20 protein-coding genes and 1 pseudogene are annotated in these 22,743 nt (G+C 71.7%); 7 read left to right on the top strand and 14 right to left on the bottom strand.

Translation table 11 applies throughout. The features are described from left to right. Nucleotides 1–46 precede the first annotated feature (46 nt). The 6 genes and pseudogenes from ACIBCT_RS01825 to ACIBCT_RS01800 form a co-directional block, all read right to left on the bottom strand. A complete protein-coding gene (locus ACIBCT_RS01825) occupies nucleotides 47–1,753 on the bottom strand; it encodes an NADH-quinone oxidoreductase subunit N (RefSeq protein ID WP_399185502.1) in 1,707 nt (568 codons plus the stop codon). Continuing rightward, on the bottom strand, nucleotides 1,750–3,483 hold the full coding sequence (locus ACIBCT_RS01820; RefSeq protein ID WP_399185500.1) for a NuoM family protein: 1,734 nt from the start codon (nucleotides 3,481–3,483) through the stop codon (nucleotides 1,750–1,752). The genes ACIBCT_RS01825 and ACIBCT_RS01820 overlap by 4 nt, the downstream gene beginning before the upstream one ends. 79 nt (nucleotides 3,484–3,562) lie before the next feature. Continuing rightward, nucleotides 3,563–5,761 carry an NADH-quinone oxidoreductase subunit L gene (locus ACIBCT_RS01815; RefSeq protein WP_399185498.1) on the bottom strand — a complete coding sequence of 733 codons (2,199 nt, stop codon included), beginning with the start codon at nucleotides 5,759–5,761 and terminating at the stop codon, nucleotides 3,563–3,565. A 149-nt stretch (nucleotides 5,762–5,910) separates the two neighbouring features. Further along, a pseudogene (gene nuoK, locus ACIBCT_RS01810) lies at nucleotides 5,911–6,207 on the bottom strand (NADH-quinone oxidoreductase subunit NuoK); the annotation flags it as partial. Nucleotide 6,208: 1 nt separating this feature from the next. Continuing rightward, entirely contained in the window at nucleotides 6,209–6,745 is a 537-nt protein-coding gene (locus ACIBCT_RS01805; RefSeq protein WP_399185496.1) for an NADH-quinone oxidoreductase subunit J, read from the bottom strand. Continuing rightward, nucleotides 6,742–7,824, bottom strand: a complete 1,083-nt coding sequence (locus tag ACIBCT_RS01800) for a 4Fe-4S binding protein (protein WP_399186085.1) — start codon at nucleotides 7,822–7,824, stop codon at nucleotides 6,742–6,744. The genes ACIBCT_RS01805 and ACIBCT_RS01800 overlap by 4 nt, the downstream gene beginning before the upstream one ends. Before the next feature lie 371 nt (nucleotides 7,825–8,195). On the opposite strand from ACIBCT_RS01800, the gene ACIBCT_RS01795 reads away from it, so the two are divergent. After that, complete coding sequence (locus ACIBCT_RS01795; RefSeq protein ID WP_399185495.1) at nucleotides 8,196–9,740, top strand: protein kinase; 1,545 nt, start codon at nucleotides 8,196–8,198, stop codon at nucleotides 9,738–9,740. A 13-nt stretch (nucleotides 9,741–9,753) separates the two neighbouring features. Here ACIBCT_RS01795 and ACIBCT_RS01790 read toward each other — a convergent pair whose 3' ends face one another. From ACIBCT_RS01790 to ACIBCT_RS01770, 5 genes are all read right to left on the bottom strand, one after another. Beyond that, nucleotides 9,754–10,692 carry a hypothetical protein gene (locus tag ACIBCT_RS01790; protein ID WP_399185494.1) on the bottom strand — a complete coding sequence of 313 codons (939 nt, stop codon included), beginning with the start codon at nucleotides 10,690–10,692 and terminating at the stop codon, nucleotides 9,754–9,756. A 127-nt stretch (nucleotides 10,693–10,819) separates the two neighbouring features. After that, nucleotides 10,820–11,776, bottom strand: a complete 957-nt coding sequence (nuoH, locus tag ACIBCT_RS01785; protein WP_399185492.1) for an NADH-quinone oxidoreductase subunit NuoH — start codon at nucleotides 11,774–11,776, stop codon at nucleotides 10,820–10,822. A 21-nt stretch (nucleotides 11,777–11,797) separates the two neighbouring features. Beyond that, nucleotides 11,798–12,382, bottom strand: coding sequence for an NADH-quinone oxidoreductase subunit C (locus ACIBCT_RS01780; RefSeq protein WP_399185490.1), 585 nt, complete (start codon nucleotides 12,380–12,382; stop codon nucleotides 11,798–11,800). Then, nucleotides 12,375–12,857 (bottom strand): NADH-quinone oxidoreductase subunit B family protein, encoded by a 483-nt coding sequence (locus tag ACIBCT_RS01775; RefSeq protein WP_221206268.1) that lies wholly within the window; start codon nucleotides 12,855–12,857, stop codon nucleotides 12,375–12,377. Before ACIBCT_RS01775 ends, ACIBCT_RS01780 begins: the two co-directional genes overlap by 8 nt. Before the next feature lie 68 nt (nucleotides 12,858–12,925). Next, nucleotides 12,926–13,297, bottom strand: a complete 372-nt coding sequence (locus tag ACIBCT_RS01770) for an NADH-quinone oxidoreductase subunit A (RefSeq protein ID WP_344890770.1) — start codon at nucleotides 13,295–13,297, stop codon at nucleotides 12,926–12,928. A 247-nt stretch (nucleotides 13,298–13,544) separates the two neighbouring features. Between ACIBCT_RS01770 and ACIBCT_RS01765 the strand changes: the two genes are divergently transcribed. The 4 genes from ACIBCT_RS01765 (at nucleotide 13,545) to ACIBCT_RS01750 (ending at nucleotide 19,301) form a co-directional block, all read left to right on the top strand. Beyond that, the gene (locus ACIBCT_RS01765) at nucleotides 13,545–15,011 is read left to right on the top strand and encodes a polysaccharide deacetylase family protein (RefSeq protein WP_399185489.1); all 1,467 of its coding nucleotides are present in this window, start codon (nucleotides 13,545–13,547) and stop codon (nucleotides 15,009–15,011) included. A 345-nt stretch (nucleotides 15,012–15,356) separates the two neighbouring features. After that, nucleotides 15,357–17,210 carry a 2-oxoacid:acceptor oxidoreductase subunit alpha gene (locus tag ACIBCT_RS01760; RefSeq protein WP_399185488.1) on the top strand — a complete coding sequence of 618 codons (1,854 nt, stop codon included), beginning with the start codon at nucleotides 15,357–15,359 and terminating at the stop codon, nucleotides 17,208–17,210. Further along, nucleotides 17,203–18,264, top strand: a complete 1,062-nt coding sequence (locus tag ACIBCT_RS01755; RefSeq protein WP_344890778.1) for a 2-oxoacid:ferredoxin oxidoreductase subunit beta — start codon at nucleotides 17,203–17,205, stop codon at nucleotides 18,262–18,264. The genes ACIBCT_RS01760 and ACIBCT_RS01755 overlap by 8 nt, the downstream gene beginning before the upstream one ends. A gap of 95 nt (nucleotides 18,265–18,359) precedes the next feature. Continuing rightward, nucleotides 18,360–19,301 carry an NAD-dependent epimerase/dehydratase family protein gene (locus ACIBCT_RS01750; RefSeq protein ID WP_399185487.1) on the top strand — a complete coding sequence of 314 codons (942 nt, stop codon included), beginning with the start codon at nucleotides 18,360–18,362 and terminating at the stop codon, nucleotides 19,299–19,301. A gap of 34 nt (nucleotides 19,302–19,335) precedes the next feature. Here the strand turns inward: ACIBCT_RS01750 and ACIBCT_RS01745 are convergent, their stop codons facing one another. Beyond that, nucleotides 19,336–19,860, bottom strand: a complete 525-nt coding sequence (locus ACIBCT_RS01745) for a hypothetical protein (RefSeq protein ID WP_399185486.1) — start codon at nucleotides 19,858–19,860, stop codon at nucleotides 19,336–19,338. A 147-nt stretch (nucleotides 19,861–20,007) separates the two neighbouring features. After that, nucleotides 20,008–20,694: a methyltransferase domain-containing protein gene (locus ACIBCT_RS01740; RefSeq protein WP_399185484.1), complete on the bottom strand. Its 687-nt coding sequence runs from the start codon at nucleotides 20,692–20,694 to the stop codon at nucleotides 20,008–20,010. A gap of 28 nt (nucleotides 20,695–20,722) precedes the next feature. Between ACIBCT_RS01740 and ACIBCT_RS01735 the strand changes: the two genes are divergently transcribed. Then, complete coding sequence (locus ACIBCT_RS01735; RefSeq protein ID WP_399185483.1) at nucleotides 20,723–21,223, top strand: MerR family transcriptional regulator; 501 nt, start codon at nucleotides 20,723–20,725, stop codon at nucleotides 21,221–21,223. Between the two features lie 95 nt (nucleotides 21,224–21,318). On the opposite strand, the gene ACIBCT_RS01730 is transcribed toward ACIBCT_RS01735, so the two are convergent. Continuing rightward, entirely contained in the window at nucleotides 21,319–21,840 is a 522-nt protein-coding gene (locus tag ACIBCT_RS01730) for a 2'-5' RNA ligase family protein (protein ID WP_399185482.1), read from the bottom strand. 144 nt (nucleotides 21,841–21,984) lie between these two features. Here ACIBCT_RS01730 and ACIBCT_RS01725 point away from each other — a divergent pair, with 144 nt between their 5' ends. After that, on the top strand, nucleotides 21,985–22,671 hold the full coding sequence (locus ACIBCT_RS01725) for a hypothetical protein (RefSeq protein ID WP_399185481.1): 687 nt from the start codon (nucleotides 21,985–21,987) through the stop codon (nucleotides 22,669–22,671). Nucleotides 22,672–22,743 lie beyond the last annotated feature (72 nt).

The following is a 22,743-nucleotide window of genomic DNA, read 5'->3' as shown; positions in this document are numbered from 1 at the left end:
TCACCTGTGACAACGTCTCTGCCCAGGTCGAACGTTCCCGGTCGGTTCAGCCTGCGGCGATGAGCGCCGCGGGGACGAGGTCGAGGACCAGCTGGGGGGCGGCCGAGAAGACGATCGCGACGACGGCGGCCAGCGTGACGGCCACGGCGGCGGGCAACCACCCGGCCCCGCGCCCGGTGGAAGGTGTCTCATCCGCTCCGGGCCCGCTCACACCGGGCTCGCCCGCTGCCGCCCCCTCACCGGCCGGGACCACCGGAGAAAGGGCCGGGACCGGGGCCGGGGTGAGGATCCGCACGACCCAGGTGACGTAGTAGTAGAGGCCCACGACCGTGTTGACCGCCATCACCGCGGCCAGCCAGCCACCGCCCGCGCCGAGCACCTCCCGGAACACCACGATCTTGGCGAAGAGCCCCGCGAGCCCCGGGGGCAGGCCCGCCAGGCAGATCAGGAAGAAGGCCAGCGCCAGCCCGGCCGCCGGGCTGCGGAACACCAGCCCCCGGTAGTCGTCGAGCCTTCCTCCCCCGGGTCCTCTGGACACCAGCGTGACCACGGCGAAGGCGCCGAGGTTCATCGCCGCGTAGAAGAGCAGGTAGGCGATCGAGGCGTTCATCGCCTGGCCGTTCCTGACCCCGAGGGGGGCGAGGATGTAGCCGGACTGGGCGACGGACGACCAGGCGAGCAGACGGACCGCGTCGCGCTGGCGCAGCGCCAGCAGGTTCCCCACGGTCATGGTCAGCGCGGCGATGATCGCCACCAGCGGGACCCAGGTGGAGCCCTGACCGCCCAGGGCGACGATCAGGATGAGGATCAGCCCGGCGAACCCCGCCGCCTTGGAGATGACCGACAGGAGGGCCGCGACGGGTACGGGCGCGCCCTGGTAGACGTCACCCGCCCAGGCGTGGAACGGCACCGCGGCGATCTTGAAGGCGAACCCGGCGAGGACGAGCACCACGGCCACGGTCACCACGGCGGGCGGCGCCTGGTCGATCTGGAGCGAGGAGCCTGCGGTGACACCGCCCGGATCCACGAGACCCGGCCGGATTCCGGGAGCGGGCCCGACCTGTCGCAGTGCCTGGGCGATCCGGCCGAGGTAGACGGTGCCGGTCGTCCCGTACAGCAGGGAGACGCCGAAGAGCATGACGGCCGTGGAGACCACCGAGACCAGGAAGAGCTTCACCGCCGCCTCGGAGCTGCGGCCGTCATAGCGCCTGAGCGCGGTGAGCGCGAACACCGGCAGCGAGACCAGTTCCAGCGCGACCACCAGCATGATCAGGTCGCGGGAGGCGGGCAGGGCGACGGCGCCCGCCAGCGTGCAGAGCAGCAGGAAGTACCACTCCCCGACGGGAATGTCGGCACGGGACAGCTCGGCCGCCGACAGCAGCACCACGACGACCCCCGCGGCCAGCGCGAGCCCGGCGAAGATCAGCGTGAAGTCGTCGACCACGAAGGAGCACGGCGCCGCGGTGGCCGTCGCGGGCGTGCCGCCCAGGCGGACGAGACCTCCGATCGCCGCGCGGGGGGAGCCGAGCAGCCCTTCGGGCACGCAGAAGGTCCTCAGCGGATCGCCGGCTCGTACGGCCTGCGAGATCACCGTCGCCAGGGCCGCGATCACCCCGGCCAGCGTGACCGCGCCGAGTGCCCGCCGGACGTGCGGCCTGCGGGGCAGGAAGGCGTCCAGCAGCAGTACGAGCCCGGCGGTGAGGGCGAGGATCAGCGGCGGCGCGACCGCGTAGTAGTCGATGGGCTGGATCACGGTGCCCCCACCAGGGTGCGGACCACCGGGTCGGTGAGGGCGAGGAGCGCCTTGGGCCAGAGCCCGAACAACAGGATCAGCACGACCAGCGGCACCCAGGCGGCCAGCTCGTGACCCATGACGTCGGGCATGCGCGCCCTGCCGGTGGAGGCGGGCGGGCGGCCTGTCGTGCCGTGTGCCGACGTGACCGCGCGTTCTCCGGCGCTGGACGTGTCCTCCTCCGCGGCGGAACCCGCGACGGAGCCCGTGGTCGGGCTCGCGGCCGGAACCGTGGTCGGGCCTGTGGCGGGAAGGCCGCCCGTGGCGGCGGCGGTGAGGATCGGGACGTGGACCGTCTCGGTGCCCCTGCCGTGGGTGACGCGGGAGAGCATGAGCAGGAAGTAGGCGGCGGTCAGCACGGTGCCGAGACCTCCTAGGGCCATGAAGACCAGGTACAGGGGGCGGGACAGGCCCGCGGCGGGCTGGAAGGCGCCGAGCAGGGCCAGCATCTCCCCCCAGAAGCCGGCCAGCCCCGGCAGCCCGAGCGAGGCGACGCAGGCGAAGGTGAGCAGGGACCCCACCCGGGGAAGGCGCGTCAGCATGCCGCCGCCGAGCGCGGGCATGTCGGAGGTGCCGTGGCGTTCCTTGATCGCTCCCGCCACGAAGAACAGCAGGGCGGTGATCAGGCCGTGGGCGATGTTGCCGAACAACGCCCCGTTGATCCCGACCGGGGTGAGCGTGGCGAACCCCAGCAGCACGAAGCCCATGTGACCGACCGAGGAGTAGGCGATCATCCTCTTCAGGTCGCGCTGCGCCAGGCACGCCAGGGAGCCGTAGACGATTCCGGCCACCGCGAAGGCGCCCAGCCAGGGGGCCGTCGCGGCGGCGCCGTCGGGCAGGACCGGGATCGCGATGCGGGCGAAGCCGTACGTGCCCATCTTGAGCAGTACGCCCGCCAGGAGCACCGAGCCGACGGTCGGCGCCTCGGTGTGGGCGTCGGGCAGCCAGGTGTGCAACGGCCACATCGGTGTCTTGACCGCGAACCCGATGCCGACCGCCAGGAAGGCGATGGTCTGCACCGGGCGGGACATGCCGATCCCCCGCGCCTCGGCCAGGGCCGTCATGTCCAGGGTGCCGGTCTGCGACCAGATGAGCAGCAGGCCGAGCAGCAGGACCACCGAGCCGAGCAGGGTGTAGAGGATGAACTTGATCGCCGCCGCCCGGCGGGCCCGGCCGCCCCAGACGGCGATCAGGAAGTACATCGGGATGAGGACGACCTCGAAGAAGACGAAGAACAACAGCAGGTCGAGCGCGAGGAACGTGCCGACCATGCCGACCTCGAGGACGAGAAGGGTGAACACCATCGCCCGCGGCCGGTCGCCGCCGGAACCGGACCGCAGCAGCTGCCCGGGGCCGTCGGCCCGCCCCCGGCACAGGTAGACGAAGCAGAGGAAGGTCAGCAGCGTGGTCAGCACCACCAGCGGGAGCGAGATCCCGTCCACGCCGAGATGGAACCGGAGGTCGAGCCCGGGGATCCAGGCCAGGTCGGTCGCGAACTGCACCCGGGCGGCGTCGCCGTGGTCGAAGGCGGCGACCAGCACCACCGACAGCGCGAACGTGACCCCGGAGACGGCCAGGCCGTACGCACGGAGCAGCCGCCCCCGGGCCACGGCGTCCGCACGGGACGGCACGAGCAGCGCGACCGCCCCGGCCAGCGGCAGGGCGAGCAGCGCGAGCGGCAACCAGCTCATGGAGGTCAACGGCGTGTCACCGCCGGACGGGCGAGGAGCGGCACGGCGAGGGCCATGACACCCCGGGGAAGCAGAGAGATCATTTGAAGATCACCGCCCCGGCCGCGAAGAGAAGGACGCCCGCCAGCAGGCCGGTGATGTAGAGCTGCGCGTTGCCGTTCTGTGCCAGGCGGACCAGCCCGGCCACGCCCAGGGTCGTCCGGCCCGAGCCGCGCACCGCACCGTCCACCACGCGGCCGTCGGCACGGACGACCAGACCGGCAAGAAGCAGGACGGGCCGGACGAAGAGGGCCGTGTAGACGGCGTCGACATGGAAGGCGCGCTCACAGGGGACGCGGAGAGGGCCGAGCAGACGGGCCGGGTCACTCCCCGGTTCCGATCGCCACACGGCGTAGACCACTCCGGCGCCCAGCAGCGCCACCGCGAGGCTGAGAGCCGCGGTCCCCCAGTGCACGTCACCGATCCGGGCGAAGCCGAGGAGCAGGGCCGGGACCGCCAGGACGACGATGGGCCAGCGCATGGTGGCCGGTGTCCGGTGCACGGCGGCGTGGACGGTGCCGGACGCGGTCTCCGCGGCGGAACCGAGGGCGAGTACGGGGTTCGCCGGGGCGCGCCGTCCGAAGAAGGTGCGCAGCCAGACCCGGGTGGCGTAGGCGCCGGTGACCGCGACCGTGGCGAGCGCGCACCCGTACAGCAGCAGGGCCACGGCATCGTTCAGCGGCCCGGCGGACAGGGAGCGCTCGATGGCCACCAGCACCTCGTCCTTGCTGAAGAAACCGCTGGCCGGGGGGAGGCCCATCAGCGCCGCGAGGCCGATCGTCATCGCGGCGAAGGTGACGGGAAGCTCCCTGCGAAGGCCCCCCATCGTGCTCATCAGGTTGGAGGCGACCGCGTGGATGACGGCCCCCGCGCAGAGGAAGAGCAGGGCCTTGAAGGCTCCGTGGGTGATCAGATGGAAGACCGCGGCACTTCGGGAACCCGCCGCCAGGGCACCGGCCATGTAGGCGAGCTGGCTGACGGTGGAGTAGGCCAGGACGCGTTTGAGGTCGTCCTGGGCCAGCGCGGCAAGGGCCGCGCCCAGCATGCCGATCGCGGCCATGACCGCGAGCACGTCCAGGGTCGCGGGGGCTCCGAGGAAGACCGGGTAGAGGCGGGCGACGACGAAGATCCCGGCGGCGACCATGGTGGCCGCGTGGATGAGGGCGCTGATCGGTGTCGGTCCGGCCATCGCGTCGGGCAGCCAGACGTGCAACGGCACCTGGGCGCTCTTCCCGGCGACCCCGGCCAGCAGCAGCATGGTGGCCGCGACGAGCGTTCCCGACGACATCGCGGGGACGGCGGCGATCACGTCGGCGATCCTGAAGCTTCCGGCCGCCGTCCCGAGGACGAAGATGCCGAACAGGAAACCCACGTCTCCGATCCGGGTGACGAGGAACGCCTTGATCGCCGCCCGCGAGTTGGCCCTCTCCTCCCACCAGTGCCCGACCAGCAGGTAGGAGCACAGGCCCATGACCTCCCATCCCACGTAGAGGACGAGCAGGTCCGCCGAGTAGACGACCAGCAGCATGGCGCTGGTGAACAGGCCGATGAAGGCGCTGTACGACGGGTATCGCCGGTCGCCGCGCATGTAACCGACGGAGTACACCTGGACGGCCAGCGCGACGACGGTCACCAGCACCGCGATCGAGGCGGCGAGGCCGTCGACGAGCAGCCCCACCGAGATGGGCACCGAGCCGGTCTCGATGACGGTGAAGGTCGCGGTGACCCCCTCGATCGCACCGCCGGCCGCGTCCTGGCCACCGGCTCCCGCCGGAGTGGACGCCCCTGTTCCGCCCCGGCCGGCCGTCCACGTGGCGTAGGCCGGCCAGAGCGCCAGGACGGCGGAGACCGCGGTGGGGACCACCGCGATCCAGGCGGCCCGGCGGCCGGCGGCGCTGTCGGCCTTGAGGCCGGCCCTGAGCTCGGCCGTGGTGCCGGCCGTGGATTCGGCCGTGGATTCGGCCGTGGATTCGGCGGTGATGCCGGTCTCGGCGCTGGTCCCGGGGTCGGTTCCGGTGCGGGTGGCGGTCCCGGTGGTGGCGGTGGTCTGGGCGGTGGCGGTGGTCTGGGCGGTGGCGGTGGTCTGGGCGGTGGCGGTGGTCTGGGCGGTGTCGGTCCTGGCGGTAGCGGGTGCGAGGGGTGTGACACCGCGGGGGCGGTGAGGGAAGCGGGAGCCGAGCAGCCCGGCGACGGCCGCGAGGAAGGGCAGCAGGATCACGAGGGCGGCGACGGTGATCATGTCGTGTCACGCGGCCCGGTGGCTGCGGGAGCGACGGGCCGGGTGCCGGTGGGCCTGGCGTCATCGGACCCGGTGCCGGTGGAATCGGTGCCGGCGGGGTCGGTGCCGGTGGACTTCGCGTCGGCGGGGTCGGCGTCGGTGGGTTCCGCCAGGGAGCGGAGACGGTCGAGGTCGACGGTCTGGCGGTTGCGGTAGAGCGCCAGGATGATCGCGAGGCCGATGCCGACCTCGGCGGCGGCGATCACGATGACGAACAGCGTGAGGACCTGCCCGCCGTGCAACCGATCGCGCAACCACACGTCGAAGGCGACCAGGTTGAGGTTGACGGCGTTGAGCATGAGCTCGACGGACATCAGCACGAGGATCGCGTTGCGCCGGGCGAGCACGCCGTACACGCCGATCGAGAACAGCAGCGCCGAGACGACGGCGGGGTAGACGATGTGCACGTCAGTCCCTCCCGCGAATGTCGGTGCGGGACAGCACGACGGCGCCTATCAGGGCCGCGAGCAGCAGGATCGAGAGCGCCTCGAACGGGAGCACCCAGTTGCGGAAGATGCTGGAGCCGAGCTCCCGCGCGGAACCGGCACCGGGCTCCAGGGGCGCGTAGGCCATGCGGAAGCCGTCGACGACGACGGTGACCAGCACGGCCGCGGTGGCGATCGCCACGATCGCGGCGGTGGGCCTGTTCGGGCTGTCGAGGTCGGCGCTCCTGCCGATCGGGGCACGGGTGAGCATGATGCCGAACAGCAACAGGACCACGATGGCACCGACGTAGATCAGCACCTGGACCCAGGCGACGAACTCGGCCGTCAGGACCAGGTAGCACCCCGCCAGCGCGCCGAAGCAGACGACCAGCCACAGGGCGGCGTGGACGAGCTGCCGGGTGGTCACGACGAGCAGGGCCGACCCGACGGCCACCGCGCCCAGCAGGAGAAAGACGATCTCCTGCCCGCTCGGTGACAGATAGGACGGCACCTCGGTCACGTCTCCTCCTCCGGCTCTCCGTTCGGATCCGCAGGAGAAGTCTGCTCCGGCGCGTCCGTCGCCGGGGGCACGCCACCCCTACCTGTGGATAACTTCTCGACGGACGAGCCGCCTGTGGACGAACCGGTGGGCTTGGGAAGGGACCCCGGCGGGCGGATCGCGCGGACGCTCGCGTGGCTCGCCGAGGTGGCCGGCCTGGAGGGCCTGCCGGGCGGCCGGGCGGGCGGTCCGGACGGCGGTTCGGCGGGGGCGTCGGAGGCCGCAGCCCCCGGGGACGCGGCGGACGTCGAAGAATCCGGGGACGCCGAAGAAGTCGGAGCCGATCCCGCAGGGCCGGGCGCATCCGAGACCGGAGGGCCGGGGGCGTTCGAGGCCGGGGAGGCAGGGGCGTCCGAGGGAGCGGAACCCGAGGTGCCCGGGGCCGGGGATTCGGCACCGGAGGCACGAGGGGAGGCAGGGGCGGACGAAGTGCCCGGGGAGCCCGCAGAGCTCACAGACCCGGCAGACCCCCGGGAACCCGTGGAACCCGACGCCGCCGGGCCGGTTTCGGACGCCGCCCCAGGCGCCGACCCGGCCCCGGACGCCGCTGCGGCCCCGGACGCCGAAGAACCGGACTCCGAGACCGCAGTACCGGAACCGGACGCCGAAGAGCCGGGCGCCGAAGAACCCGATCCGGGCGTACCGGAAGACGTACCGGAGGGCGCGCCGGGAGGGGGCGCCGCAGGTGTGGGACGGGGGCGGACCGGGCGCGAGGCCGCCGCCAGTTCCTTGGGCGGGTCGGCGTTGGGCTCGTGGGCCGGGGGCGGCGGGACGGTCTGCGCCCAGCCCGCCAGCCTGTCCTTCTCGTGCAGAAGATTACGGATGTCTCCGTCGGCGTACTCGAACTCCGGGGACCAGAACAGGGCGTCGAAGGGGCAGACCTCGATGCAGATCCCGCAGTACATGCACAGGGAGAAGTCGATCGCGAAGCGGTCGAGCATGTTGCGGGCGCGGGGACGGCCGCCCTCGGGGGCCGGGAGGGTCTCCTTGTGGGAGTCGATGTAGATGCACCAGTCGGGGCACTCGCGGGCGCAGAGCATGCACACCGTGCAGTTCTCCTCGACCAGCGCGATCACCCCCCTGCTCCGGGGCGGCAGCTCCGGCCGGACCTCGGGGTACTGCTGGGTCACCGACCTGTTCAGCATGTGGCGAAGGGTCACGGAGAGCCCCTTCGCCAACCCCACTCCTGGTATCCGTGCCACAACTCAACATCATGACGCACGGTGGGGCGCTCGGGAATGCGGCGGGCGCCCGGAGACCTCGGTGGTATGGCCCGGACCGCGGGAATCCCCATGGCGGCGAGTTATCCACAGAAGTTATCCACAGACTGTGTGTTCGATAACCGACCCTGACTCGCCGCCCCGGCGCCCAATGTTCTGCGGCAATGCCGGAAAAATCGTATTGTTCGCCCATGTCGTACTACGGGCCGCCGGCATGGCAGCCGCGGCCACCGGCGCGTTCCACCATGGCGTGGAGCGTGCTGTGGACACTGGTCCCCCTGCTGACCTGCGGTATCGGTACACCGGCCATCATCGGTCACGCCGCCCGCAGGCTGCGCAGCCCGCTGCTGGTCTTCGCCGCCGTCGTCTACGGCGTCGGCATCGGCGTCTTCATGGTCGGCGCCTCCATCTACGGCAGCTCCGACCGCATCCCGGTCTGGCTGGACACCATCGGGGCGATCGGCCTGTTCGGAAGCTGGATCGGCGGGCTGATCCACGCCGTGATCCTCAGGGAGTCGGTTTTCCGGGACCCGCAGGTGGACGCCCGGCCGCTCCACGGGCAGGTACGGACCCCGTACCCGGCCGCGCATCCGGTGTCCCCGGCCGCGCGCCCTCCCGCGCAGTGGCAGTCCCCGCGCCCGCACATGGAGCCCCCTCGGTACGGGGGGCCTCAGGGGTCGCAGACCTCGCACGGCGCCCGCCCGCACGATCGCCGGCACGACACCCACCTGTACGACTCCGGCCCTCACGGCCCAAATCCGTACGACGGCCCCCAGGGCCCAGGCCCGTACGACGGCCCTCACGGCTCAAGCCCGTACGACGGCTCTCACGGCCCAGGCCCGTACGACGGCCCCCACCGCCCCCGGAATCCTCACGGCCTCCAGAGCCTCCAGGGCGCTCAGGGCGCTCAGGGAGCTCGGGACCCCCGCGGTCCCGCGGCGTCGACCCCGGCGGCCGGGACCCCGCGCGGGTGGCTGGGGCCGTACCGGCTGATCGGCGAGCTGGGCAAGGGCGGGCAGGGGAAGGTCTACCTGGCGCTCACCCCGCAGGGGCAGAAGGTCGCGATCAAGGTGCTGCACGAGCACGTCAGCGGCGACCGGGTGGTCCGGGAGCGCTTCCTGCGCGAGGTGGAGGCGACCCGCAGGGTGGCGACGTTCTCCACCGCCCGGGTGCTCGACGTGAACATCACCGAGGACCAGGCGTACGTCGTCAGCGAGTACGTGGAGGGCGTCTCCCTGGAGCAGCTGGTCCGCGACAGGGGGCCGCGCGACGAGGACGGGCTGACCCGGCTGGCGCTGGCCACCGCGGGCGCGCTGGCCGCGATCCACCGGGCCGGGGTCGTGCACCGGGACTTCAAGCCGGCCAACGTGCTGATCGGCGCCGACGGCCCCCGGGTGATCGACTTCGGGATCGCCCGTGCCCTCGACCAGGTCACCGCGACCTCGGGAAAGATCATGGGCACCCCCGCCTACATGTCGCCCGAGCAGCTCGCGGGCGAGGCGATCGGCACCGAGACCGACGTGTTCAGCTGGGCCGCGACGATGCTCTTCGCCGCCTCGGGACGGGCGGCGTTCGGGGAGGACACCATCCCCGCGATCCTGAACCGAGTGATCAACCACCACCCGGACCTGTCGCCCATGCCGCCGTCGCTGCGCCCGCTGGCCGCGGCCTGCCTGGACAAGCTGCCCGCCAACCGGCCCACGGCCTCCGACATCATGCTGCGCATCGTGCACTGATCGTGCACAGGGGTCAGGGCACCGCGTCCCTGGCCTGGGCCGACAGGGTCAGGTACTCCTCGTGGGTCAGCGCGCGCACCTGGAGCTGCAGATCGTTCCCGGAGGCGAAGCGCTCCACCTCCTCGGGGTCCCAGCGGCCCGGCAGGTGGAAGAGCCCTCCGCCGACCAGCAGGCCGCTCACCCCGGACTCGGCCGAGTACAGCAGCAGCTCGGACGCCTCCAGCTCCCGGGTCCTGCGCGCCGTCTCCAGCAGCAGCCGCTCGTGGACGACCACCAGCCGGCAGTGCGGCTGTCCCTCCCGCCGCAGGACCCGCCCCTGCGCGGTCTGCCTGCGGGTCCTGCGCCGTCCGATCCCGACCACCACGACGGCCCCGACGACCGTGAGCCCCGCGAGCACCAGGGCGACGATGCCGAGCGGGCCCATCCCCCGGGTGACGTCGGCGCGGGTGTCGGTCAGGTTCAGCAGCACCAGCGCCACGAAGGCCACCCCGTAGGCGAGCACGGCCCACATGAGCACGTACAGCAGCTGCTCGCGCCACCACACCTTGGGCGAGCTCAGGGGCGGCCTGAGGCTTCGCGCGCCGGGCACGCGCAGGCGCGGCAGCGGCGCGGGGGCCCGGCGCCAGGTCACCGCGCGCCACCGGGGCGACCTGCGGGCCAGCGCGACCCTGGCGCGCTGCGGGGTGTCGAACGTCCGGAACTCGAACTCCAGCCCGTTGGCCGCGGCGAACGCCTCCACCTCCTCCCGGGAGCGGGCACCCGGGGCCTCCAGCATGACCAGGCCGGAGTCGTCCAGCACCGCCAGGCCGTACCTCGTCCTGCCCCTGCCGGGGTAGCCGAAGATCAGCATCGTGCGCGCCCGGACCTCGCCGGTCAACGGCAGCCGCACCGGTGGGTGTTCCGGCACGTCGACGACCAGTTCGTCGTTCTCCACGGCAAGCGCGAGGGTCATGCGTTCCGTCCTTGGCAGGTGGCGTCACAGGGTGTATTACTTCCCTGCCCAGCGTGGGCGCTTCGAACGTCAGATCATCGCGTACGGCGGGCCGATCGCGCGAGGACCGGCGAGGAACGACGCGGGATCAGCCGGCGACGACCCTGACGATCCCCGTCAGCGCGAGCTGCGCCAGTGCCAGCGGCACCAGGACGACCCAGGCCAGCCGCTGCAGCTGGTCCTCGCGCAGGCGCGGGTAGCTCACCCGGAGCCAGATGATCACGAAGACCAGCAGGAAGACCTTGAGCAGCGTCCAGACCGGCCCCGGCAGGAAGGGGCCCTGCCAGCCGCCCAGGAACAGCACGGTGGTCAGCGCGGACACCACGATGATCCCGGCGTACTCGGCCAGCATGAACAGCGCGAACCTCATGCCGGTGTACTCGGTCATCGGGCCCATGACGAGCTCGGAGTCGGCGATCGGCATGTCGAACGGCGGGCGGCGCAGCTCGGCGAGCCCGGCGACGAAGAAGACCACGGCGCCGATCGCCTGCCAGGGCAGCCACCACCACTGCCAGGCCTGCACGATGCCCGGCAGGGAGAGCGTGCCCGCGGCCATCGCCACGCTGGAGGCGGCCAGCACCAGCGGCAGCTCGTACGACATGAGCTGGGCCGCCGAGCGGATCCCGCCCAGGACCGAGTACTTGTTGCCCGACGACCACCCGGCCATGACCGAGCCGAGCACGCCGACCCCCATCACGGCCAGGACGAAGAACAGCCCGGCGTCCAGGTCCACCCCGACCAGGCCGGGACCGACCGGGATCACGACCATCACCAGCAGGTAGGGGACCAGCGCGACCCCGGGCGCCAGGGCGAAGACCCGGCGGTCGGCGGCGGCCGGGACGATCTCCTCCTTCTGCATGAACTTGACCCCGTCGGCGACGAGCTGGGCCCAGCCGTGGAAGCCCCCGGCGTACATGGGGCCCAGACGCGCCTGCATGTGCGCCATGACCTTGTGCTCCATCTGCCCGGCGACCAGCGGCAGCACCAGGAACGCCGCGACGATCACGAGCAGCCGGACGGCGGCGTCGAGCACCTCGGCGATCACGGGCACCTCCGGCGGGGCGTCTCAGGCACCACGGTCGCGTCCCCAGCCGGCCGGTACCCCGGGCGGGAGCGTCTTGCGGCGGCTCGGCGAGCCGTGGTCGGACTCGCCGGGCTCCTTGGCCCCCGGCCACGCCTTGGCGACCCGGGCGGCCAGGACGAAGTCCTTGCGGAGCGGGAACCCCTCGAAGCCCTCGGGCAGCAGCAGCGGCACGAGGTACGGGTGGCCCTCGAAGACGACGCCGAACATCTCGAAGGTCTCGCGTTCGTGCCAGTCGGCCCCGCGGAAGACCCCGACCGCGGTGGGCAGCCGGGGGTCGGCCCGCGGCAGGCGGGTGCGCAGCAGCAGGTGCGAGCGACAGGCCGGGGCGTACAGGTGGGCGACGACCGCGAACTCCTCCGGGGGCTCGTCCACCGCGGTCAGCCAGTCGAAGAACTCGAACCCCGCCTGCCGGGCCGAGGTCAGCACGCCGATCCAGTCGCCGGCCTCGACGTCCACCGTGGTCTGGCCGAAGGAGTCCGACACCCGGGCGCGCCCGTCCCGCGCCAGGCCGGCCGCGAACCCCGCCGCCGATCCGGTCCCGGACGTGGCGTCGGGCAGGTCAGGCATAGCGATCCCCCAGGTTCTCGGCCGCGATCTTCTCCTGGAGCATCATGATCCCGTGGAGCAGGGCCTCGGGCCGGGGAGGGCAGCCGGGCACGTACACGTCGACCGGGATGATCTGGTCGACGCCCTTGGTCACGCAGTAGGAGTCCCAGTAGGGGCCGCCGGAGTTGGAGCAGGCGCCGAAGGAGATCACGTACTTGGGGTCGGGCATCTGCTCGTAGAGCCGCTTGACCGCGGGCGCCATCTTGTCGGTCACCGTGCCCGAGACGATCATCAGGTCGGCCTGCCGGGGGCCGTTGGCGAACGGGATCACCCCGAACCTGATGAAATCGTGCCTGCTCATCGAGGTCGCGATGAACTCGATCGCGCAGCAGGCCAGGCCGAAGTTGAACGCCCACAGCGAGTAGCGCCGTCCCCAGTTGAGGATGAAGCGCATGGGTTTGGGGGCCAGCCGCGAGACCGGCCCCACGGTGGGCATCGGGAGATCCGCCATGGCACGCATTCTCCTTCAGTGTCGGCGCCCGCGCTCCGGCGGCCCGCCGGGACTCAGGTCCAGGTGAGCACGCGCTTGCGCCAGGCGTACACGATGCCGAGCGCGATGAAGCCCAGGAAGACGAACATCTCGGCCAGGGTGGCCGCCCCGAATCCCGGCGCGGCGAAGATCGTCGCCCACGGGAAGAGGAAGACCGCGTCCACCGCGAAGACCACGTACAGGTAGGTGAAGACGTAGTAGCGGATCTGGGACTGCGCCCAGCCGTCGCCGACCGGGTCCACGCCGCACTCGTAGGTGAGCAGCTTCTCGTGGGTGGGGCGGCTGGGACGGAGCGCCCGGTTGACGAGCAGCGCTCCCGCGACGATCAGCAGGCCGATCGCGAACAGCGCGAGGACCACTACATATGAGCCGAAATATCCGCTCATGGCCCCTCCTCCCGGGATCCGCGCGGCGGAGCTCCCTCGTCCTACCTATAGCAGGATCCACCGCCGCCGTCACGCGGCGGACCGGGAGGCGGCCCCGGTCCCGGACCGGAGCAGGAAGCGGCGGTCGTTCGGGGAACGGAACGGCTAAAGCCTCCGTGCACTTAATATCAAATAAAGGTAAATAGGTCATTGGTAGGTTTAATATCTATTTATGCCACAAAAGCGATTCATCGGAGGAATCGCCTGGATGGTCGCAATGCTCGCCGGTTGCGGCGCAGCCACCGCCTCCCCCATCACGCGGACCCTGCCCTCGGAACCAACGATGATCAACTACGTGGACCCGTCCGTCGTCCATGGCCTGACCGCCAGGACGCTGAGCACCGGCGAGAGCGGAGGCCGGCGGGTGCACGCCGCCTACCCCGCCTTCGCAGGAGCCCCCCGGCTCACCGACCGGCTCCGCGACGTGGTCGACGACGAGCTTCACCGTTTCACCTGGCAGAAGACCCCCGGTGACACCACGGCCGCCCCCGAGTTTAACGTGGACTGGATGCTGGCCGCCGCCTCCGAGGAGGTCCTGGGGGTACGGCTGCGCATCGGCCGGTCCATGGACGCGGGCTGGCGGGAGTCCCGTACCACCCTCTGGTACGACCGGGCGGACCGGCGCGTCATGGGATCGGCGGACCTGATCAGGGACGACGCCGCGCTGGCCACGCTGGCCGGAGCGGTCGGGGACGAGATGGCCCGGCGGGGCACGCCGGTACGCCTCGACCCGCTCAGGCCCGACCCGAGGATGTTCGACTCCCTGGTCTTCAACCCGCGCGGCGACCTCGTCGTGGAGTTCGACGACGGGCAGGCGGGCCCCAGGGACACCGGCCGGGTGGCGGTCGCCGTGCCGTCGGCCGTCTCCGAGCCGCTGCTGTCGCCGACCGGGCTGCGGGCGCGGCGGGCGGTCCTGTCGGCGTCCGGGCCGTCCGGCAGCGCGTGGCAGGACATGCTCGCGGCGAGCACCGACAAGCCCCCGGCCCGCAGCTCCAAGGCCGGCGGCGTGGACTGCGCCAGGACCCGGTGCGTGGCGCTGACCTACAGCGACGGGCCCGGCCCCGACACCGGGCGGCTGCTCGACGTCCTCGGCCGGCACGGCGCCAGGGCCACCTTCTTCAGCCTCGGCTCCAGCGCCTCGGCCCGTCCCGACCTGCTGCGGCGGATGCGGGACGAGGGGCACCTGGTGGCCAACCACACCTGGTCGCACCGCGACCTGAGCGGGCTGACCACCCTCATGGTCACCTCGCAGCTCAACCGCGCGCAGCACGCGATCGCCCAGGCCGTCGGCCAGGCCCCCACGCTGATGCGCCCGCCCTACGGCGGGATCGACCAGCGGGTCGCCACCGTCGCCGGCGAGCTGGGCATGGCCGTGGTCCGCTGGAACGCCGACGCCGAGGACCGCAACGACCCCGACCCCCGGGCGATCGCCGGCCGGGTCGTGGCACGCACCGGCCCGGGGTCGATCGTCCTGATGCACGACTTCCACGGCCCCACCGTGGACGCGGCCCCGGAGATCCTTCGCAGGCTCACCGCGGCGGGCTACACCTTCGTCACCGTCCCCGAGCTGTACGGTGGGCGTACGATGCGGCCGGGCTGGATCTACGACTCCGGGGCGGCCCCCGAGGCGCCGGAGCGACTGCCCGCGTCATACCCTGGGGCTATGAGGCCATAACCGGAGGCGATGAGAGCCGCTCGGGGACGGGACATATATTGGACGGCGTGACCACAACCGTCCTCTTCGGCCGCCTGCACGTCGACCTGTGCAGGATCGCGGCCGGGCTGTGTCGGGCCGGCCGTCCGCGATCGTGACCTCTCCGCGGGCCGATGGACGCCCGCGATGCGCCGTGCACGCACGCCCCCAGGCTTCGACTCAAGGCCGCCGAGGACAATGCGACAAAGGTCACTTTCCTCCGCCGAGTGGAGCGCGAAAAGACTACGCGTCACCCCGAGGATCTAGCATGGAAAAAAGAATGTGCCACGAACAACGGCGCGCTGTCGCGTCGAGGAGGACTGAGCTGTGACCAAGCAGGTTCAGCAACTCGACCGCGTGATCATCCGGTTTGCCGGGGACTCCGGCGACGGCATGCAGCTGACCGGTGACCGCTTCACGGCCGGAACCGCGGAGTTCGGCAACGACCTCTCGACGCTCCCCAACTTCCCGGCCGAGATCCGCGCCCCCGCAGGCACCCTGCCGGGCGTGTCGAGTTTCCAGCTTCACTTCGCCGACCACGACATCCTCACCCCCGGTGACGCCCCCAACGTCCTGGTCGCGATGAACCCCGCCGCGCTCAAGGCCAACCTGTCCGACCTGCCGCGCGGCGCCGACATCATCGTCAACACCGACGAGTTCACCAAGCGCAACCTGCAGAAGGTGGGCTACGACGCCAGCCCGCTGGAGGACGACTCGCTCGCCGAGTGGCGGGTCCACCCGGTGCCGCTGACCTCGCTGACCGTCCGGGCGCTGGAGGGCTTCGAGCTGTCCAAGAAGGACGCCGAGCGCTCCAAGAACATGTTCGCCCTCGGGCTGCTGAGCTGGCTCTACCACCGGCCCACCGAGGCGACGATCCAGTTCCTGGAGACCAAGTTCGCCAAGAAGCCCGACATCGCCAAGGCCAACATCGCGGCCTTCCAGGCGGGCTGGAACTACGGCGAGACCACCGAGTCGTTCTCGGTCTCCTACGAGATCAAGCCCGCCAAGCTCGCTCCGGGCGTCTACCGCAACATCTCCGGCAACCAGGCGCTCGCCTACGGCCTGATCGCCGCCTCGGTGCAGTCCGGGCTCCCGCTCTTCCTGGGGTCCTACCCGATCACCCCGGCCAGCGACATCCTGCACGAGCTCTCCCGGCACAAGCGGTTCGGCATCCGTACCTTCCAGGCCGAGGACGAGATCGCGGGCGTCGGCGCGGCGCTCGGCGCGGCCTTCGGCGGGGCGCTGGGCGTCACCACGACCTCCGGGCCGGGTGTCGCGCTCAAGGCCGAGACCGTCGGCCTGGCGGTGACGACCGAGCTGCCGCTCCTCGTGGTCGACGTGCAGCGGGCCGGTCCCAGCACCGGAATGCCCACCAAGACCGAGCAGACCGACCTGCTGATGGCCATGTTCGGCCGCAACGGCGAGTCGCCGCTGCCGATCGTCGCGCCCTCGACCCCGTCGGACTGCTTCGACGCCGCGGTGGAGGCGGCCAGGATCGCGGTGAAGTACCGCACCCCGGTCATGCTGCTCTCCGACGGCTACCTGGCCAACGGCTCCGAGCCGTGGAAGGTGCCCGACGCGGCCGACCTGCCCGACATCTCCACCGAGTTCGCCTCCGGGCCGAACGCCGAGGACGGCACGACCTTCCTGCCGTTCAAGCGCGACACCGAGACCCTCGCCCGTCCCTGGGCGATCCCGGGCACCGCGGGCCTGGAGCACCGGATCGGCGGCATCGAGAAGGCCGAGAACACCGGCAACATCTCCTACGACGGCGGCAACCACGACCGAATGGTCCGGGTCCGCCAGGCCAAGATCGACGGGATCGCGAACGACATCCCGCCGCTCGCGGTGGACGACCCCGACGGCGACGCCCGCGTGCTGGTGCTCGGCTGGGGCTCCACGTACGGGCCGATCGCGGCGGCGGTGCGGCGCATCAGGAAGGCCGGCGGCAAGGTCGCCCAGGCCCACCTGCGCCACCTCAACCCGCTGCCCGCCAACACCGGCGAGGTGCTCCGCGCCTACGACAAGGTGCTCCTGCCGGAGATCAACCTCGGCCAGCTCGCGCTCCTGCTCCGCGCTCGCTTCCTGGTCGACATCATCAGCTACAACCGGGTGCGCGGGCTTCCCTTCAAGGCCGAGGAACTCGCCGGCGTTATTCAGGACGTGATCGACAGTGAGTAGTACCGAAGTGTCCTTCCCCGGAAGCGGCGGCGGACTTTCGCTGGTCCCCAAGTCCGAGGTCAAGCTCGGGATGAAGGACTTCAAGTCCGACCAGGAGGTCCGCTGGTGCCCCGGATGCGGTGACTACGCCATCCTGGCCGCGGTCCAGTCGTTCGTGCCCGAGCTCGGCCTCAAGCGCGAGAACATGGTGTTCGTCTCGGGCATCGGCTGCTCGTCGCGGTTCCCGTACTACATGAACACCTACGGGTTCCACTCGATCCACGGGCGCGCCCCGGCGATCGCGACCGGCCTGGCCGCGTCCCGTCCCGACCTGTCGGTGTGGGTGATCACCGGTGACGGCGACGCGCTGTCCATCGGCGGCAACCACCTGATCCACGCGCTGCGCCGCAACGTCAACCTGAACATCCTGCTGTTCAACAACAGGATCTACGGCCTGACCAAGGGGCAGTACTCCCCGACCTCCGAGGTCGGGAAGATCACGAAGTCGACCCCGATGGGGTCGCTGGACAAGCCGTTCAACCCGATCTCGCTGGCCATCGGCGCCGAGGCGTCCTTCGTGGCCCGGACCATCGACTCCGACCGCAAGCACCTGCAGTCGGTGCTGCGCGAGGCCGCCGAGCACCGGGGGACCTCCCTGGTCGAGATCTACCAGAACTGCAACATCTTCAACGACAACGCCTTCGAGCCGCTGAAGGACCCGGAGCAGCGCGACGAGATCACGCTGCGCCTGGAGCACGGCATGCCCATCGCCTCGGCCTCCAAGGCCGTACGCCGGGCGGCCGACGGCGGCATCGAGGTCGTCCCGAGGTCGGCGGTGAGCGAGGAGGAGATCCTCGTCCACGACGCCCGCCGCGCCGACCCGTCGCTGGCGTTCGCGCTCTCCCGGCTGGACGAGCCCTCGTTCGAGCACGTCCCGATCGGCGTCTTCCGCAACGTCGACCGCCCGTCCTACGACGAGCTCATGGCCGCCCAGCTCCAGGAGGCCGTCGGGGACAAGGGCCCGGGGGACCTGAACGACCTGCTGCTCGCCGGGGACACCTGGCGCATCGGCTGACCGGTACCACGCGCACGATCACACGGTAAGGCCCGCTCCTCGGAGCGGGCCTTACCGCTTGCTCCCCCCGAATCCCCCGAACCAGGAGGAAGCACATGGCCGACCCGGTGGCGGAGACGTACTGGCGCGCCAGGCCCGTGCTGGTGACGGGGGCCGGTGGCTTCATCGGGACGCATCTGGTCAGGCGCCTGGGCGGGCTCGGCGCGCGGGTGCACGCCGTCGGCCGCAGGGTGCGGGAGGGCTCGGAGCACGGCGAGACCTGGCACGTCGCCGACGTCGCCGACGCGGACGCGGTCGGGGGGCTCGTCCGCTCCGTCCGCCCGGACGTCGTGCTCCACCTGGCCAGCGAGGTCGCCGGGGCCAGGGATCCGAAGCTCGTGCTGCCGATGCTGCACAGCAACCTCACCGGCGTGGTCAACCTGCTGACCGCGGTCGCCGGCACCCCGGCCCGGGTGGTCCTGGCGGGCTCCCTGGAGGAGCTCCGGCCGGACGAGGGCGAGCGGGCCCCGTCCTCGCCGTACGCGGCCTCCAAGTGGGCCGCCGGGGGGTACGCGCGGATGTTCCACCACCTGTGGGACGTCCAGGTCAGCACCCTGCGGATCGGCATGGTCTACGGGCCGGGCCCCCAGGACGTCCGCAAGCTGGTCCCGTACGTGACGCTGTCGCTGCTGCGCGGCCGGGAGCCCGAGCTCGGCAGCGGCACGCGCGAGCTCGACTGGGTCCACGTCGACGACGTGGTCGACGCCTTCCTCGCGGCGGGCGCGACCCCGGAGGCCGCGGGCCGCACCTTCGACATCGGCTCGGGAGAGGGCACCTCCATCCGCGACACCGTGGACCTGCTCGTCCGGATCGTCGGCGGCGTCGGCGTCGGCGGTGAGGCCCGCCCCCGCTACGGCGCGCTCGGCGACCGCCCCCTGGACAGCGCCAGGATCGCCGACCTGACCGCCACCACCGAGATCCTCGGCTGGCGGCCCGTCGTCGGCCTGGAGGAGGGCCTGCGCCGGACCGTCGCCTGGTTCGCCCGCGAGGGCGCCTGAGCGGAGGGTCCGCGCGGGGACGTCGGTATCGGAGTCACCGTTCGTCGCCGCGGACGCGGTAGGCGGCACGTTTCTCGTGAAGAGCGAGATCACGGGCCAGGTGAGCGTGACGCAGGCCGTGTGAGCGCAGGTGGCGGAGATCCTCAGCGGTGTCGTACATGAGCTGGACGTGAAAATAATTCACATGCTCCAGCACGGCGAACAGTCCGAACCCCAGTCCGGGCCAGCTGCCGATCCCCGGATCGGTCACCACCGTCCCGACGACGAACAGCAGTCCGACGGCGAGCACGGCGACGTTACCTCTACGGAGGATCTTGAAGGCTCCGCGCCCCGGGAGGAACCTGTTCCGTGTGGCTATCTGGCGCGACTTCGCTGACCAGTACCCCGCCCCCTCCAGCAAGAGGAGCGCGAACAACACGAAGCCCGCGATGTTACCCGCGGTGACCGGCAGCCCGAACACGCCGAACCAGATCACCGCTTGCAACGGGACGTTCAGCACCTCCAGGCAGGCCAGCGACCGTAATCGTCGCTGGATCCGGGAACGGGAAAGACGATTCATCCGACGAACATGCCACAGCCTCGGCGGGGAGGCGGCATCACGGGCAGCCGGATCGCACCACGTACAGGACCGCGTCGACGCTCTTCCGGCGTGGGCTGGTGTCATCCGCCACGCTTCCGACGATCATCGTCGATGCCTGACCGGTGCTCAGCCGGCGCGGGTCCCGGAGGCGAGGAAGACCGGGACGGCGAGGAAGAGCCGGTCGTCGCGCGCCCTGGCGGCCTGCTCGTCGAGCCAGGCCCCCTCTCCCAGGCTGGCGAGTATCGGCAGGCCCTCGGGGCCCGTCCACACGATCGTGTGGACCTCGACGGTGACGTCGACGAACCCGTTGTCCAGCAGGAGGTTCCGGTACCGGCGCGCGGCCCGCGGGCTCGGCATGGCGTCCGCGCGGGCGTGGATGAGCGTGCGGACGAGTCCGGGATCGTCGGAGTCGATCACGAACGTGTCCCAGTCCTGGCCGGTGAGCACCGCACGGCCGTTCACGGCCAGGACCCGGCGGGCCTCGGCGACGGCTCGCTCGGGCTCGGCGAGGGCGTGCAGGAGCTTGTCTGCGCGGTAGCCGGTGACCGAGCCGTCGTCGAGAGGCAGCGCGGTGGCGTCGGCGACATGGAACTCGCCCGCGGGCCAGCGTTCGGCGGCGACCTCGATCATGGCGGGATCCAGGTCGGCACCGATGGCCCTCACCCCGCGGGCGGCCAGCTCGCCGACGGCGCGCCCGCTTCCGCAGCCGACGTCGACGACGCTGTCGCCCAGCGCCTGGTACGTGCGTTCCCGCAGTTCGCGGGCCTGGGGAAGGTCGTCGAGAGCGTCAAGGAGAGTAAGCAGTGTGGACATGGTCATCAGTGTGCGACTTAATGTCGACATGAAGTCAATCGGCGAAGTGGCGGCCCAGTTCGGACTGCCGGCACACGTGCTGCGTCACTGGGAGTCGGAAGGACTGATGACACCGGCTCGTGCAGGTGACCGCCGCCGCTACACCGACGCGGACCTGTACCGGGTGGCGGCGATCCTGATCTCGAAGGAGGCGGGCTTCGGGCTCGCGGACATCCGGACGATGCTGGCCGCCCGGTCCGCACCGGACCGCCACGAGGTGATGGCCCGCCACCGTGAGCGGCTGCTGGCACGGATCGCCCGGGCACAGGCCGCCCTCGACATGCTGGAGGGCGGCCTGGAATGCCCGCACGACGACATCATGACGTGCCCGCACTTCCAGGGGTTCCTGACCGACCGGCTGCGCTCGTCCTCCGCGACGGGTCCGGATCGCCGTACCCCGGATCGGGCCGTCGAGTCCGCCGGCAGGAATCCCGAAGGCACCGTGGACGAACCGAACACGGCCGACCGGCGACCGGGATCATTGATATGACGCGAACGTACGGATGACGGCAAGGCGGCGGCGCCGCGGCACTGCCGGGCCTGCTCGTCGAGCACCCCCGGAAGGGGCGGCGGTGACAGGCCCGGTCAGCCCTGTCCCGCCAAGGGGACGGTCGTGCGGAGCGCGCCGTCGTGGCTGCGCGCGCCGGAGAACGCCCCGGTGGCCTCGGCCAGCCCGTCGAGCACCGTGACCGCCCGCGCCCGGGTCGCGGCGTCCAGGTTGCGGGCGAGCGTCACATGCGGGAGCCACCGTCCCGGCGCGTGCAGCGGGTTGCCGCCGCAGGAGCCGCCCAGCACCCGCCACACCCCCGCGTGTACGGCCAGCAGCCGGGCCTCCGGCACCACGCCCCAGGCGAGCACCCGCGCCCGGCCGGCGAACAGCAGCAGCGGCCCCAGCCTGACCGGCACCGGCAGGTCACCGAAGGCCTCGGCGAACGCGGCCGGCGCGTCGGGCGGCAGCCGTTCGCAGACCGCCAGCGTCAGATGGGGGCGGTTGCTCGGGTGCGGGTGCCGGGCCTGGCTGGGAAGTCCCTCGGCCGCCAGCCGGTCCCAGGCCGCGCGCACCGCCGAGTCGAGCATGTCGTCACAGGTCAGCTCGATGGTGTGCATCCGGCAACGGTAACGGGTGCGCTGTGCCCGGCCGCGGATCTCTTCTCCATGGGCGTGAACCTTTTGCGCGGAATGCCTGTCGTACCGAGCATGAGACCGGAGCACGGACACGGGGGAGTCACCATGGCGGGTACGGAGCGGACGATGAATCGCGTGGCGAAGATGGCGGCCGGGGCGCTCACCGCGCTCGTCCTGACGGGCGGCGGCGCCGCTGCCACGGCGGCCACCGGGACGGCCGCCACCGCGGAGCAGCACGCGGGAGCGGAGAAGCCAGGCGGGAAACTGCCGAGGAACTTCCTGCTCCACGAGTCCCAGGCCCGCAAGCCGGTGAAGCACCCGGGGGAGGAGAAGTGGACGATCAGCGACCGGCATGAACGCCTCAACCTCTCGCCCTGCGACGTGGGCCGTTCCACGGACCGGGGCCGGGTGAGCACCCGGACGGTCACCTACACGGCGCTGGAGGTCTACCAGGCCGAGCAGGTCGTGATCTACCGCTCCGAGCGGGCTGCGCGCACGGCCCTGGCCGACCTGCGGAGGCGGATCGGCGGATGCGAGGTCGACCAGGGCGACCAGGTGATCGCCAAGGGCCGGACGAAGAAGATCAAGGTGGGGGACCAGGCCGTCCGGGTGATCGTCCAGAACTACGACCGCAGGGACGCGGGCCCGGCCATCGGCGGCCAGCGGGGTGTCATCGTGCGCAAGGGCCGCGCCCTGGTGAGCTACACGCAGGCCAGGGAGTACAGCGGGGTGCACGCCTCGGACTTCCGCCGGCAGCTGAAGGACGCCCGGAAGATGGCGGTGAAGGTCTGCTCGCTGCCCGGCGTCTGCTGACCGGCCGCCCGGCCCCTGCCGACCGGTGTCCGCCGGTCGGCGGGGACGGGGTGGACGCGACCTGCTCGGGCT

It is taken from the genome of Streptosporangium sp. NPDC050855 (assembly GCF_044456585.1).
In the GTDB taxonomy this organism is placed as follows: Bacteria; Actinomycetota; Actinomycetes; order Streptosporangiales; family Streptosporangiaceae; genus Streptosporangium; species Streptosporangium longisporum.
This window is presented reverse-complemented; position numbering and strand designations above follow the sequence as displayed.